Origin of the sequence: Sphingobacterium sp. JUb56 (assembly GCF_014191365.1) — a bacterium.
GTDB lineage: Bacteria > Bacteroidota > Bacteroidia > Sphingobacteriales > Sphingobacteriaceae > Sphingobacterium > Sphingobacterium anhuiense.
Genome location: NZ_JACHWL010000001.1, coordinates 3,683,107 through 3,702,308, shown reverse-complemented (window position 1 = coordinate 3,702,308; position 19,202 = coordinate 3,683,107). Strand labels below are relative to the sequence as shown.

The following is a 19,202-nucleotide window of genomic DNA, read 5'->3' as shown; positions in this document are numbered from 1 at the left end:
GCGTTATCTTTATGTTGTTCAAATGTTTATTTGGTTTAAACAACTTATCAAAGCATTCATATTGCGATGTTTTTATTTCATAAAAAAAGGCTACTCTATATAGAGTAGCCTTTCTATGCCTGATGTTAAAATCTACTAATATATTGTAAACTCAACACGACGGTTTTGTTGGCGACCTTCTGCAGTTTTGTTAGATGCAATAGGTTGGTTTGGACCGTAACCAGTAGCTTCTATACGAGAAGGGTTAGCGCCTTTAGATACTAAATAAGCTTTTACTGACTCAGCACGCTCTTTAGATAATCTTAAGTTCAATTGTAATGAACCAGTGTTATCTGTGTGACCAGCTAATTTTAAACTGAAATCTTTTTCAATTAATAAAGCAGCAACTCGATCTAAAGAATTGTATGAAGTAGAACGGATAACAGATTTACCAGTTTCGAATTCTAAGTTTTTGATTGCTTCATCAACAGTTCTTCTATCCGTCTCCGTGATAACTTTCTCTACAATTTTAGTTTCATTTTTAACAAGAATTGGACAACCAGCACCATCTACTTGAACACCTGAAGGCGTACCTGGACATTTGTCAAATTTGTTAGCAACACCATCGCCATCATCATCTTGTAAGTCAGCATTCAATGACTCAACTTTAGATTGTAATGCTTTATTAGCAGCATCTAGTGCATCACGTTGTGCTTTTAACTCATCATATTTTGCAGAGTAATCATTTACTAACGTTGCAACAGGATTTGAATTATTCAAAGTAGGTTTCGAACCATCTCCTAAAGCAATCTCTAAACCAGCATGTGCATACGAGAATAAATCATTTTTGAAGGTAGGAGCAGGAGCTGCAGCAGGATTAGATCCGTCAAACTTCTGATTCGCCCAGTTTAACTGGTACCCTAAATCTAAATTAATCCCTTTTGCAATGGCGAATTTCAATCCGAAATCAGCAGGAACAAATAACTTTGATTGAGAATCATATGTAGTGCTTGTTGACCCCATCGTTACTGTAGCCTCAGAATTTAATACCCCAATACCTAATGATACATAAGGTTTGATAAAACTGTTGAAAAATCTCCAGTTGGTATTAGCCATTGTCCACTCTCCAGATAAAGCTGCCGACCAAGGTGTTTTAGTTTCGAAAGATTGTGAACCATCATCATATGCTCCACCAACTTTACCGCCTAAATAAGAAGCTTTAAATCCAAAAGAAGGAGATATTTGTTTCTTAATGTATGCCGAATAACCAACATTGTGGTCTAAGTCATTGTAATCCTTACGGTTGAAACCAAAAATATTAGTTTGATTTAAAACCCCAGCACCAATACCGATAGACCAAGTTCTGTATTGGGTAGATGGTCCTAGCGGTGTAGTGCCCTCTATAGAACCAACTTTTGCATTTTGTGCAAATGAAGCAGATGCCAATAATCCAGCTGCTACTAATAATCCACTTTTCTTAAGGTTAATCTTCATATTATTTAAATTTGATTTTAAATTTCATCATAGTGCTCTAGACAATAATGTTGCCAAATATTGGACGTCTGCAAGAATCTGAGTTACATTTATCCCTTCTTGTAGACAATTCTCTACTTTGCCATTTTATTAATTTTTTAAAAAAAACGCCATAATGTATACTATAATTAACATTACAGCGTTAGATTGTACTTTATTTAGGAATATTGCTATTCGGATTCGTTTTGCCAAAAAAGTTAGGAATAACAATCCCCATAGCCATTTCTTTAATTATATTTTCATTAAACAAGTTCTGAAAAAATGTTTTACGGCTCTTTGTTATTAAAATAATATCAATATTTTCATCACGGATCATCGTTTGTATTCCATTCGCAATTTTCTCAGCAGAATTTGCAAAATGACTTCTGTTTTTTACGGTATAAGAAACGTCGTCAATGCCCGTTTCTGAAATGATATTGTCTATCCATTCCGTAAGCTTTTTATCCAGTATTTTAATATCAACCTCTTGTTTATTAATATGAATCAATAATAGATGAAATTTACTGCCAAAGACAGGAATCGCCTGTTTTAACACCTCTAATTCACCTGGTTTAAAATTCGTTAACAAAGCAATCGTATCCTTTTTATATGCGGTTGCATTAGCAGGTATCGCTAAAATTGGAGTTTGTGAATCACGGATTACATCATAAGTATTACTCCCTATTAATACAGACTCTAATCCAGAGGCACCCTTTGTACCCATAACAACAACTTTATACTGATTTCTTGCCGTTTCTTTACTAATAACTTCAGCAAGAATCCCTTCATCGAAAAGTTGGCTTATGACCAAAGTAGGCCATTTTTCTTTTACCACGCCGACAAGTTGATTGAGTTGTTCCTCAGATTCCTTTATAGTTGGATCAACAATGTGTTCCCCATGGACCATAAAATTGGCGTATTTGTTTACATGTCGGGTGTAAACATGTAAGAAAACAAGTTCATCTTGATTTTCAAGAGCAATTTCTCTTGCGTATCGTGCAGCAATAATCGAATTTTCAGAAAAGTCGATCGGAACTAATATTTTGCCCATAATAATTAAGCTTTAGAAAAAAATGTTGGAATAATAGGATGATGAATGATTTGTTTGGCGACAGATTTTTTGAACAATCTTTCAAAAAATGACTTACGTGTTTTCGTGATCAATACAACATCGATTTCTTCATCTTTGATGATATCATTGATTACCTCAGGAATAGTGTCCAATTCTTCTACATCAGTTTGTATAGAATCTACTTCTATATCCACATCGGTTATTTCAGTGTGCTTTTTGATTTGATATTTCCAAATTTCTAGTTTATCCTCAATGTCAGATTCAGACTCCGAATGGTAGTGTACGTGAATGATCTGTACTTTGACATCAGATCCGAATATTTTGATGTATTCATTTAACGTATCCAATTCAGCATATTTAAAATTGGACAATAAACCTATTTTTTTAATATCTTTTGTTTGGTAATTAAAGGGGATCGCAATAACGGGAATATTACTTTTCTGACTAACAGCATATGTTGTACTGCCCACTATCACACTGGTATCATCTGTTTTACCCTTAGTACCCATGATAATAGCCGAATAAGTAGTATTTTTCGTTTCTTTCAACAGGGACTCCGTAATAATGCCGCGCTCACATTTTGACGTGAAAACGATAGTAGGATTATTGGCCTTTAGTTTCTCGATTAAATCAGCCATTAAAACATCTGCTTTGAAATTATCATCAGAACTATCACTGTTTACATCATCAAAAGTACTGGACGAAACGGTATAGTTATGATATAAATGAATATCAAACCCTCTCTTTTTTGCCAAATCAATTGCAAATTGAACAGCCGTGTTGGCGTTCTCTGAAAAATCAATCGGGACTAAAATTTTATTGCTCATGTTGTTTGGTAATTAGTTTTATTACGTACACTTTCTTTAATTAATAATGATATAATTTCATCATTGTAGCTTAACACATTTTGTATCGGTTAAGTTTGCTTTTGACTGTTGTAAAGATATTTTTTCCAATGATCTAAACATGTGCTTAATTTAATGAAATAAAGTGATTTTAAGCACAAATTTAAATAAGACGTATCACGACCATTAATTTTCCTTATTCCTATTGTAGAGTGAAATTGAATTATTCCTAAAAATAGTCAAAATTTATTTTATTTCATGACACTTTTAGTACATTATTATGAACTAAAAGACATCCGTCTAATTGCATAACGAGGCAATTTTAAGTAAGTTTGCAACATCATAATTAGACAATTAGATTTTCAATGACAAGTAGAGAAATTCGTCAGGCTTTTTTGGATTTTTTCAAAAGTAAAGGACACCAAATCGTACCATCTGCACCAGTTGTGGTGAAAAATGACCCCACATTGATGTTTACAAACGCGGGAATGAATCAGTTTAAAGATTTATTTTTAGGCGAAGCCGCCATTAAATTTCCACGTGTCGCCGATACACAGCGTTGTTTACGTGTTTCTGGTAAGCATAATGATTTGGAAGAAGTAGGTATTGATACCTACCACCATACCTTATTTGAAATGTTGGGCAATTGGAGCTTTGGCGATTATTTCAAAAAAGAGGCTATTCAGTGGGCTTGGGAGTTATTTACTGATGTATACAAATTAGATAAAGACCGTCTTTACGTAACGATTTTCGAAGGTGACGATTCAGAAGGACTAGCAAAGGATACTGAAGCCTATGATTTTTGGAAAGCTTTAATCGCTGAAGATCGTATTCTATTAGGAAATAAAAAAGATAATTTCTGGGAAATGGGAGAGACAGGACCATGTGGTCCATGTTCCGAAATCCATTATGATATGCGTACGCAAGAAGAACGTCAAGAAGTAGCTGGACAGTCACTTGTTAATGCCGATCATCCGCAGGTTATTGAAGTATGGAATTTGGTTTTTATGCAGTTCAACCGTCTAAAAGATGGTTCATTGCAACCTTTACCAGCAAAACATGTGGATACAGGAATGGGTTTTGAGCGTTTGGTACGTTCTATTCAAGGGAAAACATCTAACTACGATACCGATGTTTTTCAGCCCACTATTCAGTTCATCTCTCAAAAAGCCGGGATAGCTTATGGTGCGGATGAGAAAACAGATATTGCAATGCGTGTAGTTGCAGACCATATCCGGGCGATTAGTTTTGCCATTGCCGATGGTCAGCTACCTTCTAATAATAAAGCAGGTTATGTAATCCGTCGTATTTTACGTCGTGCAGTGCGTTATGCGTATACCTTCCTAAATTTCAAAACACCATTCATCAATGAGCTAGTCCCTTTGTTGGCGGCACAGTTTGATGGTGTATTTAACGAATTGAAAGCACAGGAAAGTTTTGTTCAAAAAGTAATCTTAGAAGAGGAAGTATCTTTCTTAAGAACTTTAGTCACAGGAGTACAGCGTTTCGAAAATTATGCTGAATCAAATACAACTGTTGATGGTGATTTTGCATTTGAATTATATGATACTTATGGCTTTCCAATAGACTTGACCGAGTTACTAGCGAGAGAGAAAAATCTTTCCGTTGATATGGTCGGTTTTAATCAAGCATTGCAGATCCAAAAAGACCGTTCACGTGCAGCAACTGCCATTGATACAGGAGACTGGATATTAGTCAATGAAGATGAAGGCTTTGAATTTGTTGGATACGATACACTAAGTGCAAAAACAGAAATTGTAAAATACCGTAAAGTTTCAGCAAAAGGAAAAGACCAATTTCAATTGGTTTTATCGGTCACACCTTTTTATGCAGAAGGTGGTGGTCAGGTCGGTGACACTGGAGTTTTGATTTCTGAAGCTACAGGTGAGAAGATATTTGTAACGGATACAAAAAAGGAAAATGGGTTGTTCGTACATTTTATAGATACCCTCCCACAAAGTTTTGAAGGCCTTTTTGTAGCTCAAGTCGATCAGGCAAAAAGACAAGATACAGAGAATAACCACTCTGCGACGCATTTATTGCACGCTGCATTAAAGCAGGTATTAGGCGATCATGTGAATCAAAAAGGTTCCTTAGTAAATGATGATATTTTACGTTTTGATGTTTCTCACTTCTCTAAAGTAACAGAAGAGGAGATCAAACAAGTCGAAGATATTGTCAATGCTAAGATTCGTGAAAATATTGCATTGAAAGAAGAACGCAATATTCCTTACCAACAAGCATTAGATTCAGGAGTAACTGCGTTGTTTGGTGAAAAATATGGCGATTATGTGCGTGTCATTACTTTTGATGATCAATTTTCAAAAGAACTATGTGGTGGTACACATGTTAAAGCTACCGGTCAGATCGGTTTCTTTAAGATTACATCAGAGTCTGCCGTTGCAGCAGGTGTACGTCGTATCGAAGCGATTACAGGAACGAGATCTGCAGCAGTGATCCGTGAACATTTTGAATTAGTTGACCAAATAAAAGGGTTATTAAATAATCCAAAAGACTTTGTTGCTGCAATGGGTAAAATTGTGGACGAAAACAGTGCTTTGAAAAAGGAAATTGAAAAAACGATTATTGAAAAATCATTAGCGTTAAAATCAGACCTAGAAAGCAAATTACAACAAGTAGGTGATGTTAATTTCTTAGCCACAGTTGTTGATTTGCCAAACGCAGAGGCTGTAAAGACCTTAGCTTACGCATTAAAAGGAGCCGTTAATAACTTATTCTTAGTAATAGGAGCTGACTTTGACGGTAAACCAAGTTTGACCGTTGTCATCTCAGATGAATTAGCAAAATCAAAAGGCTTGAATGCTGGAAATATTATCCGTGATTTAGCAAAAGACATCCAAGGTGGTGGTGGAGGACAGCCGTTCTTTGCGACAGCCGGAGGAAAAAATAGTGCCGGATTACAAACAGCGATAGATAGAGCAATAGAATTTATAAAATAAAGCGAATATGATGAAGCAGACGTTGCTAGTGGTGGGTTGTTTATTTTTATTTCTAATCGGATGTAAAAATAAAGATGAGTTTACAATTTCTGGCCAAATTGAAAATCCAGGAAATATTAAAGTAATATCGTTATACGAAGGCGAAAGAAAATTGGACTCCATGTTCTTTGGAGACAAAAATGCCTTTCAATTTAAAAGACCTACAAGTCAGGCGCGTCTATTATCACTTCGTGTAGGTAAAAATCGTTATGATTTAATTGCTTCACCAGGAGAGGACATTGTTTTCAAGGCAGATCTTCAGAAAGATGTTAACGATTATCAATTAGAGGGCTCTGAGTTGTCATCATCGATTCAGAGTTTCTCAAAAATGAGAAATCGACGTGATGCAGTTCGCGATTCCTTACAGGCAGATTTTGCGAAGAAATCCATCACAGCTGATGTGGATGATATTGAAAATCTGCGTAGTGAGTACAAACAAAAGTTTACAGAGCAATTGCAGTACTATACAAAAGCAGCAGTAGATTTTGCTGAACAGCACGATGATATCGCTGGATTTTATGCCATCAGTACACTTGATCCGGAAATTGCAGAAGCTGAAATTATAACCTATGCCGATAAGATAAAAGATAAGTTCTTAGATAATGGCTATGTTACCCAGTTTAAAGAAGAAACAAATAAACTGAGAAAGTTGGCTGTAGGTCAACCAGCTCCAGACTTTGAATCGTTCACACCTAACAATAAATCGATAAAGTTATCAGATTTCAAAGGTAAATATGTGCTGTTGGATTTTTGGGCGTCATGGTGTATGCCTTGTCGTCAAGAAAATCCGAATATTGTCAAATTATATAATCAGTACAAAGGAAAAGGGTTTGACGTTTTTGGAGTATCTCTTGATGATAATCCCGGACCATGGATGCGTGCCATAGCAGACGATCATTTACAATGGACGCAGGCATCTGATTTAAAAGCATGGGGATCCGTTGTTGTTGGTCTGTATCGAATAACAGGAATACCGGCCTCTTATGTCTTAAATCCAGAAGGCTTGATCATTGCTAAAAACCTACGCGGTAAAGAATTGGAAGATTTTTTAAAGAAAACTTTAAAATAGCGCAAATTAAATATTAACTTTCGGAATGTTACTTAACAATTTAATAACACTTCGTTAATGTTTTGTTGTCATTTTGTTCATAATTTAGCAAAAAAAAAAGATGAGCATTGCAAAGCAAAAAATATTAGTAGTTGATGACGAGCAGGATATTCTAGAATTAATTGCTTTTAATTTAAAGCGCGAAGGATATCAAGTATCAACTGCCTCGAATGGTCACGAAGCTATCAATGTAGCAAAGGATATTAATCCAGATCTTATTATTTTGGATGTTATGATGCCTAAAATGGATGGTATCGAAGCCTGCCGACTAATGCGTGCCATGCCAGAGTTTAAAAATACATTTATGGTGTTTTTAACGGCTAGAAGTGAGGAGTATTCTGAAATTGCAGGTTTCCATGTTGGAGCCGATGATTATATTGCAAAGCCTATCAAGCCTCGTGCTTTGATGAGCCGTATTAATGCCATTCTAAGAAGAAATGTCTCGGAAGAAGCAGCACGATCACAAGATAAATTAGAGATTATGGATCTGGTGATTGATCGTGATTCTTTTTTAGTGTACCGTGGAGAACAAAAAATTGTACTTGCAAAAAAAGAATTTGAATTGATGTACTTATTGGCATCAAAACCAAATAAAGTTTTTACAAGAGAACAAATTTTGAAAAGCATTTGGGAAGATTCAGTTGTTGTTACCAACAGAACAATAGATGTACACATCAGAAAGCTTAGAGAAAAAATTGGTGAAGATTATGTAACCACCGTTAAAGGTGTTGGATACAAATTTGATGTAGCCTAATTGATAAGATATAATTATAATTAAAAGCAGTAATGGATTCCATTACTGCTTTTTTGTTTGTTAGGTATAATCGATAACATCTTTATCAACTTCAGTTTAAGTCATCCAATTAAATATAAAACAAGCTGGCTTGATGCTGCAGATTTAAAAGACCAAATTTTCAAATCCATAAAATACGTAAACAAGCATCCAATTGTGTATTTTTAGGCTGTAAATATTCAAATGCTTATATTTGTATATCATATTAAACATTACCATCATCCATGTCAACAATACTTATAAAATCTGCTCAAATCGTTAATGAAGGGAAAATTACCACTTCAGATGTCTATATCAGTAATGGCCGTATCGAGATGATCGCCGCAGAGATTAACCACCCTGCCGATAGAGAGATTAATGCAGAAGGATTACACCTTTTACCCGGATTAATTGACGATCAAGTACACTTTCGTGAACCAGGATTGACGCACAAAGCTGATATCTGGCATGAAAGCCGTGCCGCAGTGGCGGGAGGTACAACATCATTTATGGAGATGCCCAATACGGTACCCAATACTTTAACACAATCTTTGTTACAAGATAAGTACGATATCGCCTCTCAAAATGCTTTAGCCAACTACTCATTTTTTATGGGTGCAGCCAATGATAATCTGGAAGAAGTACTCAAAACAAACCCTCGTGATGTCTGTGGTGTCAAAGTATTCATGGGATCATCAACTGGTAATATGTTGGTAGACAATGAGCGTGCATTGGAACAGATATTTGCTAACTCGCCCACATTAGTAGCCACACACTGCGAAGATGAAGCCACTATCCAGGAAAACCTTGCTATATATAAAGAGAAATATGGCGAAGCAGGATTGACAATAGATATGCATCCCCTTATTCGTTCGGCAGAAGCTTGCTACATCTCATCCTCCAAAGCTGTAGAATTAGCGAAAAAGAACAATACCCGCTTACATATTCTGCACATCTCTACTGCTAAAGAAATCGGGCTATTCAGAAATGACATTCCATTGGCAGAAAAATTAATTACAGCTGAAGCATGTATTCACCATATGTGGTTCTCCGACGTCGATTACAAGACAAAAGGTAATTTTATCAAATGGAATCCAGCTGTTAAAACAGCAGATGATAGAGATGCCATTGTAAAAGCGGTATTGGATGGACATATCGATGTAATTGCTACCGATCATGCCCCACATACCATTGCTGAAAAGACACAAGCTTATAGCGCCGCACCATCAGGAGGGCCATTGGTACAGCATGCATTACAAGCTTTATTGGACATGTACCATGAGGGCAAGATTACTTTAGAGCAGATCGTTCAAAAGTCAGCACACAATACAGCAATTTGCTTCCAGATTGAGGAACGTGGATTTATTCGTGAAGGCTATTGGGCAGATTTAGTACTGGTAGATTTAAATAAACCTTATACGGTTACAAAATCAAATATACTGTCAAAATGTGGCTGGTCTCCATTTGAAGATCATACCTTTAAATCTTCTATCGAGCACACCATTGTATCAGGACAATTAGCCTATTCCAAAGGGAGCTTGATCGAGTACGGCTCTGGTAGACGTTTATTATTTAACAGATAATCATGATCATCCAGGACTATGGATAAAAGAACATTTTTAAAATCCTTAGGCTTAGTCGCAACAGGAATACCTGCACTGTCATTTGCAAAGGAAGATTTCTTTGAAACAAAAGCAGATCAAAAGAAATTACTAGCTCAAGTATTGCGCAAAGGAGATACCATCGGATTAATAGCTCCTGCGGGAGTTATGGATACCGAAGAAGCCATTGTTATGACCCGCGAAATTTTTGAAAACTTTGGTTTCAAAATCAAAGAAGGAAAACATATCCGAAGCAGATATGGTAATTTTGCAGGAAAAGATGAAGAGCGCCTAGCCGATATCCACAGCATGTTTGCAGACAAAGAAGTGAAAGCGATTGTCTGTATACGCGGAGGAGCAGGAGCATCCCGTTTATTATCACATATTGATTATCAACTCATCGCCAATAACCCCAAAGTATTATTAGGTTATAGCGATATTACTGCACTGATCATGGCTTTCTATAAAAAGACCGGTTTAATATCCTTTCACGGCGCAGTCGGTATCAGTACATGGAGTAATACCGTTGCTAAAAATTTTGAAAATCAATTTTTCCTTAATCAGCCGACACAATTTGCAAACCCAACAGAAAAAGGCGATAACTTTATCCAGTACAAAGAGCGGATCACGACCTTAAAGTCAGGACAAGCAACAGGTACACTACTAGGAGGAAACCTGACATTGCTCAGTGGGTTATGCGGGTCAGCCTATTTGCCAGATTTTAAAAATGCCATACTCTTCCTAGAAGAAGTAGATGAAAATATAGAGCGCGTGGACCGGATGTTCTGTCAATTAAAATTAGCAGGAATTTTGGATCAGATCAAAGGTTTCGTCTTTGGTAAGTGTACGGACTGTGGGCCAGCAGGAGGTTATGGTTCTCTTACGCTCGAACAGGTATTGAACGATTATATCAAACCGCTCGGGATTCCTGCTTATTCAGGAGCCATGATCGGACATATTGCCAATCAATTTATATTACCGGTAGGAGCACAGGTCAAAATAGATGCCGACAAAGGAACCATTACACTTTTAGAGAAAGTACTAAAAGATTAAATCGATGAAAATTATCTCCCTGATGAAAATTATCTTCTTTTTGATCTTCGTTACTTCGGGAATTACAATTTCTGCCCAAACCATGAATTTAAATAAAAATGATTTTGATGAAGCCTATTCATCCTATAAAGAAACCACGTTAACAAAACGTAGATTTAAACATTCGACTGTAGTCGATCTCATCAATAAGCATCAGGAGGCATCAACCCTAAAGATTGATCAGATCGGACTGTCAGTTCAAAAAAGATCGATCTATAAATTAACCTACGGTCAGGGAAAAAAGAAAGTAATGCTGTGGTCGCAGATGCATGGCGATGAACCGACCGCAACCATGGCCCTTTTTGACCTGTTTAATTTCCTTGAAGGAAAAGATAGCAGATTTCAAAGCTTAAGGGAAATATTAAAATCAAACTTAGAAGTGCATTTTATCCCTATGCTCAACCCAGATGGAGCTGAAGTCTATACAAGAAGAAATGCGCAGCACATTGATCTGAATCGGGATGCCAGAGATACCTCAACACCAGAAGGTAAGCTATTAAGAAATCAGGCAGAAATGATCAAACCACAATTTGGTTTTAATCTACACGATCAGAATATCTATTATAACGTTCCGGGAACTAAAACTCCGGTTACCATTTCCCTTTTAGCACCAGCATATAATTGGGAGCGCGAAGTCAATGAAGTGCGTGGTAATGCAATGAAGATCATAGCTGGCATGAATCAGCTGCTTCAAGACTATATCCCAGGAGCCATTGCCAAATATGATGATGAACACTCACCAAGAGCTTTTGGAGATAGCTTTCAGAAATGGGGTGCAAGCACCATACTGATCGAATCAGGAGCTTTTGCTGGAGATCCGGAAAAACAGGAAATTAGAAAATTGAATTTTATTCTGATTCTTAATTCCTTACTGCAAATCGCCCAGGACAGTTATCAGCAATTTTCAATCTCAGAATACCAGCACATACCATTCAACGCCTCGCAGCTGCACGATGTGATCCTTCGTCGGGTGACCACAATATCACATGGTCTTCCTCTGAAAATAGATATTGCTATCCGAAGAGATGAGATTACCGAGGGGGAAGATTACTATACAAAAGGATATATTGAAGACATTGGAGATCTTCATGACTTTTATGGGTACGATGATCTGGATCTGACAGATTTCGAATTTGTAGAAGCTAAAGTTTACGAAAAGGAATTTTATCGCCTGAGTGATCTTGAAAACGTTGATATAAAAGCATTACTGAAGCAAGGGTATGCCGGTGTAAAGATAAATGCATCCGAGCCCAAAGTACTACATCATTTTCCCATCAATGTGCTATCTAAAAGCAAGTTGAATACGATCAGAACATTAATTCTTGGTAAAGAAGCAAATTTTTTCTTAAAGAAGAAAGAAGAAATTCAATACGCTGTTATCAATGGTTATCTCATTGATTTGAATCAAGAGTTGCCACGAAATATGAAACAGATTGTTCGGTAGTTTGGTTAGATAGTTAGAAGGTAATAAAGTGAGATGGTTAGTAAGTTATACCTTTCGTTACTTCGTCACTAGTCACTTTGTAACTGATAAGTCGGTAATAAAGTGAGATGGTTAGTAAGTTATACCATTCGTTACTATGTCACTAGTCACTTCGTTACTTCGTTACTTGGTCACTGCGTTACTGATAAAATAAAAGTTTATTGTAAATATGGATATTAGAAAAACAAAATTAGAAGATTTAGATCAGGTGATGGCTATTATTGACATTGCACGAGGTTTAATGCGTGCTAGTGGCAATACCATTCAGTGGACAAATGGCTATCCCTCTCGGGAATATATTCAGTCAACAATAGCGATCGGAGAGAATTATGTCTGTATAGAAGATGATTCAATAGTAGCCACCTTCTGTTTCTCACTAGAGCCTGATCCAAATTATACCATAATTGAAGATGGGCAGTGGTTGAATGAAGAGCCATATGGTGTAGTACATCGTCTGGCTTCCAATGGTCAAGTAAAAGGGGTAGCGGCACAATGCTTTCAATGGTGCTTTGAACAATGTCACAACATCCGGGTCGATACCCATGAAACAAATATCCCGATGCAAAAAGTACTCACAAGACTAGGATACATACGTTGTGGCATTATCTACGTCGGCGATGGGACACCTCGGGTAGCCTTTCAAAAGATAGATTCATAAAAAAGATAACTCACAAAAAATGGCTTCCGATCAACATCAGAAGCCATTTTTTATTGCGTCAATCATGGAGACTAATATCCCGGATTTTGTTGTGCTTTTATCGGAGGATTAGCATTAATCTCTTCTTGAGATATAGGCAAAATCGTTTTGAAGAATGATCTATTGATCGCATGTTCTCGAGTAGGTACGCTGATACCGGCAAATGCATCATCAAAATTGATTGTCTTATTTAGTCTGATCATATCAAAATAGCGAATGCCTTCACCAAAAAACTCCTTACTTTTCTCTGCTAAGATCAGTGCTTCTGAAACAGACGCGGCATCAATAGCTGGTAATCCTGCAGCACGTTTATGGATCGCCTGCAAATAAGTTGCCGCCTTGGCTGGATTAGGTGTACTGGCCTTCAATGCTGCTTCCGCCGCAATCAGATAAAGTTCAGAAAGACGGATCACTTTAATATTGACAGCAGTATAATTAGAAGTTCCTTTATCCCCAGAAAATGTCGTAGAACCAAGGTACTTATAGCAAGAGCCAAGACGATCAGCAGATGATTCATCTCTAGCCATCACACCTCTTCTTACATCAGAGGGATCAGCATTAAGTGCATTTAAGAAAGGTGTACTTGCTAGGAAATTTCCTAAAGCACCTGTTTGGTGATTTCTTCTCATAAAATAGAAACCTAATGAATTTCGAGCGAGATCCGCTTGATTAGGTTCGATTACAAGTTCATATATAGATTCCGATCCAAACTGGGACTGCCACGAAGTGACCCAAGCTGCATTGGTATAAAGAGAATAAATAGGATTATTATTGATCACTTCCTCAGCTGCCAATAAAGCATTATTATAGTCAGCCATCGTAAGGTACACACGTGCCTGTATGGCTTTGTTGGCATAGTAATTTAAGTAGCCATCTCTTTTGGTCTTTGGAAGACCAGTTTCCGCAGTTTTTAAATCCGAAAGAATCTGTTTATAGTTTTCATCAACCGTAGCACGTAAACTTTGCTCATTGAAAGCCAGTGTTTTGGTCACGTTAGGAATTCCAAAGGCATTTTTATCATCGGTGTAAGATTTACCGTAAAGTCTAACCAGGTCAAAATTGGCCAATGCACGGATGGTTAATGCTTCCGATTTTGCAAGATCAAAGTTCTCAATACTTCCTGATGCTTTTAACTTTTCAATATTTTCGAGTAGATTATTGGTCTGGTAGATGATATTATAGATCGAAGTCCAAAAGCTCGAAAAACTGTTCGTTTGCGCATTATGATTAAAAGTATAAAATGCATCCAACCCACGACCTTGGGAGTAAAGCGTTACATCGCCACCTTTAGCATCACCATAAGCGATGAAATTACGTCCATAATAGTTCGAAGAAGTCATTTGACGCTGTATACCGTTGATCGCAATCTGAGCATCGTTGGCGGTTACAATGGCCTTATCAGCATCAACCGCATTAGTAGGTTCCACATCTAAAAAGTTCTTACACGAGTAAGTTGTACTCAGAACAGATGCGAAAAGTAAATAGTTTATATATTTTTTCATCAGAATTAGCTGTTTATTCAATAATCAATTTGTTTATTAATGGCATTAGCAATGCCTATGTCGGTTAATAGCTATTATGATCATCAGGTTTGTTGCAATAAGTTATCGTTTATCCTATGATCAATAGAAAAACTAGAAGCCGATTTCAATACCAAATGTGTATGTTTTGCCATATGGTGTTTCCCATCCACGCGTTCCATATTGGTTAACCTCAGGATCCGCTAGTTTAAATTTAGATGCCGTGAATAGGTTTGTACCATTGAAAAATAAACGCGCATTACTGATTTTAACTTTTTCCAACCATTGTGAAGGCAATTTATAAGCGACATTGATGTTTTTTAGACGGATAAACGAAGCATTATATAAATGACGGCTACTGAACTGGATAGCATCAGTTAAATCGTTACCATCGATTTTTGGTTGTGTACCATTTACATTGCTAGGTGACCACATATTATCATAGTAATACTGTGAACGTATTCTTTCCCAATAGTAGCCATCATCCATGACATCCTTTTCCGCACCATCATACAGCTTTCCACCGATCTTGTAACTAAAGTTTAGACCAAGTGAGATACCTTTATATTCCACATCTGTATTGATTCCTCCGAAAATTTTAGGCGTAGCCGAACCCAAGATGATCTGATCTGCTTTCGTATAGCTATAAGAAGCATTTCGGCCATTGTATTCGAAATCCGATTGATTATTGTTTGTATACCAAACGTTTTTACCATTGGTTTTATCTACACCGCCCCACTCATAACCATAGAAAGATAATACCGATTCATTTTCACGGTAGATAAACTGTGCACGGGCATCACCACCTGTTGGATCAGTCCAGATAATATCTTTACCAGCATCTAAAGTTTTGACTTTGGAAGTTAAAAATGAACCATTGACCCGAGCCGACCATCTGAAGTTTTCTTTACTGATGATATCGCCGCCTAAATCAATTTCGACTCCACTATTATTTATGACACCCACGTTTTGGAGCACCTTGGTAAAACCAGTCGTACCAGAAGTAGGCACATCTTGAAGCAAGTCTTTCGAATCTCTATTAAAGTATTCGATGGAACCCGTTAGTCTATTGTTAAATAAACCATATTCCAAAGCTAGATCGTAGGTATTACTTTTTTCCCAGGTTAGTTTTGTATTTCCTAATCCTCTATCTATAGCCCCTAATGAACCATCGCCAACGACACCCCCAGGGTTACCTTTGTAATTGTATTTATAATACATTAAAGTTCTCCAAGCATAATTATCGGTTGGTAGCGTACCATTAACACCATACGAAGCTCTTAATCGGAAGGTATTGACGATATCATTTTTAAAGAACTCTTCTTTATGGATACTCCATGCGCCAGATACAGACCAGAAGGTACCCCAACGATTATCTTCACTGAAACGTGACGAACCGTCCCGGCGGATAGAAGCTCCTAAAAAGTATTTCTCATTATAGTTGTAATCGACACGTGAAAGATAAGACATCAGATTATTACCGAACTGATAGCTGTCCGCTTTATAATTTGCACCCGTACCGATAGATGTCAAAGAACTTGATCCGAGATTAATCGAATTGCTGTACTGAAAATCAGTGACATTCTTTTCAACTTCATAACCCGCTAAAATATTGAAGTTATGCTGCTCAATACTTTTGGCATACGTTAATGTATTGGACGAAACATATTTCCGCATATTTGTATTCCATTTGCTCGATGAACCCTTATCAGTCAAACCAATGAAGTGCAAGGCTGAAAAATTCAAGGCATCTTTTACTTCTGTGTTATCAAATGAGAAAATTGTTTTTGCCGTTAGATTAGGAACAATTTCCCACGATAGAGATTGTACAGCACCCAATTTGAGAGTTTTTGTACTGTTACCCCATTGTTTATTATAATAGTCAGAATTATAGGCTAAGCTACCATATTGTGCTGTCCATGGATTGCCGGTTTTGTAGTCAGTAGGCCAGTAGAAAGGAAACAATAGATTTCTAGATTGAAAGAAAGGATTAGATCCGGTACTTCGGGTATCATTGAACCCAGTTTTATCCGTACTAGCAACATTTAAATTTACATTATATTCAATATTGCTTCTTACTTTTTGATTCAGGTTGATTCTTCCTGAGATTCTTTCATATTCATTGATCGTGGCGCGTCCTTTATCTTTTGTATAGTTTAGAGAAGAGAAGTACTTTGTTGTTTCAGAACCTCCGCTCAAAGAGATGTCGTTCGTATTAAAAACACCGGTTCTAAATAAGTAATCCTCCCAATCAAAGAATTTACCTTCCCGGTTTTCGACACCGTCAGTTATTCCAAGAATTTTAACATTATTCATACGGGCAGGACCATCTACTTCAAAGCGATATCCATGTTTATTAAATCGGTTGTTGATTTGTCCCAGAGCATAAGTACTTGCCTCCTGATCGGTGTAATTGACTCCAGTAGCACTGTTTTTATTTGACGTTCTATAGTCATGGAAAATCTGATATTCCATATTGATCTGTGCCTGCGGATCCGCTACTTCATAATTATCTGTCGCCCACGATGGGGTAAAACCAAGAGAAGACCGAAAGTTTATGCGTGCCTTTCCTTCTTTACCACGTTTTGTTGTAATTACGATAACGCCATTGGCAGCTCTAGATCCATATAATGAAGATGCAGCAGCATCTTTTAATATGGTGATCGATTCTATATCCGATGGATTAAGCGTACTCATGACATTGGAAGAAGAATTGATCTGGCCACTCATTTGTCCCACATTGCCCGAAACAACAGGAACACCATCGATCACATATAAAGGATCATTAGAAGCGTTCATAGAACCGATACCACGTATCCTGATGCTAGATGTTGCGCCCGCCTGGCCGGAGCTGGAACTGATCTGAACACCAGCTACACGTCCGTTCAATGCATTTTCAAACGACGTCGTAGGGACATCTTTAATATCACTTTCCTTTACCACCGCAGCAGAACCCGTGTAGGTGCTCTTTTTAGCCGTACCATAAGCGACTACCATAACCTCATCCAGTGCATTCTCTTCTTTTTGTAAGGTTATTGTTAATGTTTTTCGGCCATTTAGTTTGATTTCTTGTTTCTGATAACCGACAGCACTGATGATGACTGTTGCATCCTGATTCGCATTTATCGTAAACAATCCACTGGAATTTGTGGATGTTGCGGTATTTGTTCCTTTGACCGAGATCGTCACATCTGGAATGGCAGCGCCATTTCCATCTGAAACTTTCCCCGCAACCTGGATTTGTTGCGCATGTACGACCTGCAGAGTCCCGCAAGCCATCGTACATAACGAGGTAAGTAAAATTTTATTCATAAGAGTATTGGTTAGTTGTTGCTTTTAATAGATGATCTATTTATACCCGTAAGGTACAAGATAAGAATAAGATCATGATATTTTTTCTGAAAATTCATGATCTTATGAAAATTTAATGTGTTTTATTCTGCTAGGATACCTATCCCTGGACGATCTGGTAAGATACATTGTCCGTCAATGACTTTCATGCCATCGTAAATATCATTTCCGATAAGAAGTGCACCATCCAGATCTGCCCAATCTACCAAAGGAGCCAACTGAGCCGCGGCAGATATGGCACAAGAAGTTTCAGTCATACATCCGATCATTACTTTCATTTTTAATGACTGCGCTAACTCTGCCATCCTTTTTGCTTCACGCATTCCAGTGCATTTCATCAGTTTGATATTAATGCCCGAATAAACACCCTGCAATGCAGGAACATCACTCAATCTCTGGCATGCTTCATCGGCAATAGTCGGTATGGGGCTATGGGCTGTTAACCAGGCATTATCATCGATCTGTTCTTTTGGCATCGGCTGTTCCAAAAAAACTACGCCTCTTTCAGCGAGCCAATGTGACATTTCAAGTGCTTGCTCCTTTGTTTTCCATCCTTGATTCACATCCGCGCACAAAGGACGATCCGTACATTGGCGAATAGTGTCGATAATCATTTTATCCGTTTCAAGGCCCAACTTTACTTTGAGGATTTTAAACTGATCTGCCTCCATGACCTTTTTACGGATCACCTCCTCCGTATCGATACCAATGGTATAGGAAGTAGCGGGAATTAATGCGGGATTTAATCCCCATATTTTATAAAATGGCTGTCCCAGTATTTTTCCTATTAAATCATGAAGAGCAATATCAACTGATGCTTTTGCAGCCGTGTTTTTAGCACTTATTTGATCCACATAAGCCAATAACTCCTCCGTTTGAAAAGGAGAGTTGAATCCGGATAGGTCGATTTTGTTTAGAAAATTGATAACGCTTTCCTGCGATTCTCCTAGATATGGAGGCATACTTGCCTCTCCGTAACCAATAATGCCGTCATATTCCAATTGTGTCAATACAACCGGAGTAGTCGTTCTGCTGAAAGATGCAACAGTAAAGACATAACGCATTTCTAAAGTGTAAGGCTTATATCTCAGTTTGAAAGCCCCAAAATCTTTAGTAATCCAGTCTGAATGTGTACTCATGATCGTTGTTA

General features: G+C 37.4%; 13 protein-coding genes. 7 read left to right on the top strand and 6 right to left on the bottom strand.

All coding sequences use genetic code 11. The annotated features are described in order from the left end of the window. Window positions 1-135 precede the first annotated feature (135 nt). The 3 genes from FHR29_RS15820 to FHR29_RS15810 all read right to left on the bottom strand — a co-directional run bounded on the left by FHR29_RS15820 (window position 136) and on the right by FHR29_RS15810 (window position 3,390). Window positions 136-1,473, bottom strand: a complete 1,338-nt coding sequence (locus tag FHR29_RS15820; protein ID WP_183915693.1) for an OmpA family protein — start codon at window positions 1,471-1,473, stop codon at window positions 136-138. 193 nt (window positions 1,474-1,666) lie between these two features. Further along, on the bottom strand, window positions 1,667-2,542 hold the full coding sequence (locus FHR29_RS15815; protein ID WP_183915691.1) for a universal stress protein: 876 nt from the start codon (window positions 2,540-2,542) through the stop codon (window positions 1,667-1,669). A gap of 5 nt (window positions 2,543-2,547) precedes the next feature. Further along, complete coding sequence (locus tag FHR29_RS15810; protein WP_021191118.1) at window positions 2,548-3,390, bottom strand: universal stress protein; 843 nt, start codon at window positions 3,388-3,390, stop codon at window positions 2,548-2,550. Between the two features lie 383 nt (window positions 3,391-3,773). Between FHR29_RS15810 and alaS the strand changes: the two genes are divergently transcribed. The 7 genes from alaS (at window position 3,774) to FHR29_RS15775 (ending at window position 13,142) form a co-directional block, all read left to right on the top strand. Then, entirely contained in the window at window positions 3,774-6,389 is a 2,616-nt protein-coding gene (alaS, locus tag FHR29_RS15805; RefSeq protein WP_183915689.1) for an alanine--tRNA ligase, read from the top strand. A gap of 7 nt (window positions 6,390-6,396) precedes the next feature. After that, entirely contained in the window at window positions 6,397-7,497 is a 1,101-nt protein-coding gene (locus FHR29_RS15800; RefSeq protein WP_260292150.1) for a TlpA disulfide reductase family protein, read from the top strand. A gap of 100 nt (window positions 7,498-7,597) precedes the next feature. Further along, the gene (locus FHR29_RS15795; RefSeq protein ID WP_132844447.1) at window positions 7,598-8,290 is read left to right on the top strand and encodes a response regulator transcription factor; all 693 of its coding nucleotides are present in this window, start codon (window positions 7,598-7,600) and stop codon (window positions 8,288-8,290) included. Between the two features lie 263 nt (window positions 8,291-8,553). Further along, a complete protein-coding gene (locus tag FHR29_RS15790; protein ID WP_021189426.1) occupies window positions 8,554-9,891 on the top strand; it encodes a dihydroorotase in 1,338 nt (445 codons plus the stop codon). An 18-nt stretch (window positions 9,892-9,909) separates the two neighbouring features. Beyond that, window positions 9,910-10,962 carry an LD-carboxypeptidase gene (locus FHR29_RS15785; RefSeq protein ID WP_183915687.1) on the top strand — a complete coding sequence of 351 codons (1,053 nt, stop codon included), beginning with the start codon at window positions 9,910-9,912 and terminating at the stop codon, window positions 10,960-10,962. A 4-nt stretch (window positions 10,963-10,966) separates the two neighbouring features. Beyond that, entirely contained in the window at window positions 10,967-12,445 is a 1,479-nt protein-coding gene (locus FHR29_RS15780) for a M14 family zinc carboxypeptidase (protein ID WP_260292149.1), read from the top strand. Between the two features lie 208 nt (window positions 12,446-12,653). Further along, window positions 12,654-13,142: a GNAT family N-acetyltransferase gene (locus FHR29_RS15775; RefSeq protein ID WP_183915685.1), complete on the top strand. Its 489-nt coding sequence runs from the start codon at window positions 12,654-12,656 to the stop codon at window positions 13,140-13,142. A gap of 71 nt (window positions 13,143-13,213) precedes the next feature. Here FHR29_RS15775 and FHR29_RS15770 read toward each other — a convergent pair whose 3' ends face one another. The 3 genes from FHR29_RS15770 to FHR29_RS15760 all read right to left on the bottom strand — a co-directional run bounded on the left by FHR29_RS15770 (window position 13,214) and on the right by FHR29_RS15760 (window position 19,191). Further along, entirely contained in the window at window positions 13,214-14,683 is a 1,470-nt protein-coding gene (locus tag FHR29_RS15770) for a RagB/SusD family nutrient uptake outer membrane protein (protein WP_168128429.1), read from the bottom strand. 132 nt (window positions 14,684-14,815) lie between these two features. Then, the gene (locus tag FHR29_RS15765; protein ID WP_183915683.1) at window positions 14,816-18,013 is read right to left on the bottom strand and encodes a TonB-dependent receptor; all 3,198 of its coding nucleotides are present in this window, start codon (window positions 18,011-18,013) and stop codon (window positions 14,816-14,818) included. Between the two features lie 122 nt (window positions 18,014-18,135). Then, a complete protein-coding gene (locus FHR29_RS15760) occupies window positions 18,136-19,191 on the bottom strand; it encodes a dipeptide epimerase (RefSeq protein WP_132772263.1) in 1,056 nt (351 codons plus the stop codon). Window positions 19,192-19,202 lie beyond the last annotated feature (11 nt).

Bases quoted from the DNA above. Each gene is read 5' to 3' on its own strand.
- FHR29_RS15820 (WP_183915693.1), bottom strand. From the start codon at position 1,473: ATGAAGATTAACCTTAAGAAAAGTGGATTATTAGTAGCAGCTGGATTA.
- FHR29_RS15815 (WP_183915691.1), bottom strand. From the start codon at position 2,542: ATGGGCAAAATATTAGTTCCGATCGACTTTTCTGAAAATTCGATTATT.
- FHR29_RS15810 (WP_021191118.1), bottom strand. From the start codon at position 3,390: ATGAGCAATAAAATTTTAGTCCCGATTGATTTTTCAGAGAACGCCAAC.
- alaS (WP_183915689.1), top strand. From the start codon at position 3,774: ATGACAAGTAGAGAAATTCGTCAGGCTTTTTTGGATTTTTTCAAAAGT.
- FHR29_RS15800 (WP_260292150.1), top strand. From the start codon at position 6,397: ATGATGAAGCAGACGTTGCTAGTGGTGGGTTGTTTATTTTTATTTCTA.
- FHR29_RS15795 (WP_132844447.1), top strand. From the start codon at position 7,598: ATGAGCATTGCAAAGCAAAAAATATTAGTAGTTGATGACGAGCAGGAT.
- FHR29_RS15790 (WP_021189426.1), top strand. From the start codon at position 8,554: ATGTCAACAATACTTATAAAATCTGCTCAAATCGTTAATGAAGGGAAA.
- FHR29_RS15785 (WP_183915687.1), top strand. From the start codon at position 9,910: ATGGATAAAAGAACATTTTTAAAATCCTTAGGCTTAGTCGCAACAGGA.
- FHR29_RS15780 (WP_260292149.1), top strand. From the start codon at position 10,967: ATGAAAATTATCTCCCTGATGAAAATTATCTTCTTTTTGATCTTCGTT.
- FHR29_RS15775 (WP_183915685.1), top strand. From the start codon at position 12,654: ATGGATATTAGAAAAACAAAATTAGAAGATTTAGATCAGGTGATGGCT.
- FHR29_RS15770 (WP_168128429.1), bottom strand. From the start codon at position 14,683: ATGAAAAAATATATAAACTATTTACTTTTCGCATCTGTTCTGAGTACA.
- FHR29_RS15765 (WP_183915683.1), bottom strand. From the start codon at position 18,013: ATGAATAAAATTTTACTTACCTCGTTATGTACGATGGCTTGCGGGACT.
- FHR29_RS15760 (WP_132772263.1), bottom strand. From the start codon at position 19,191: ATGAGTACACATTCAGACTGGATTACTAAAGATTTTGGGGCTTTCAAA.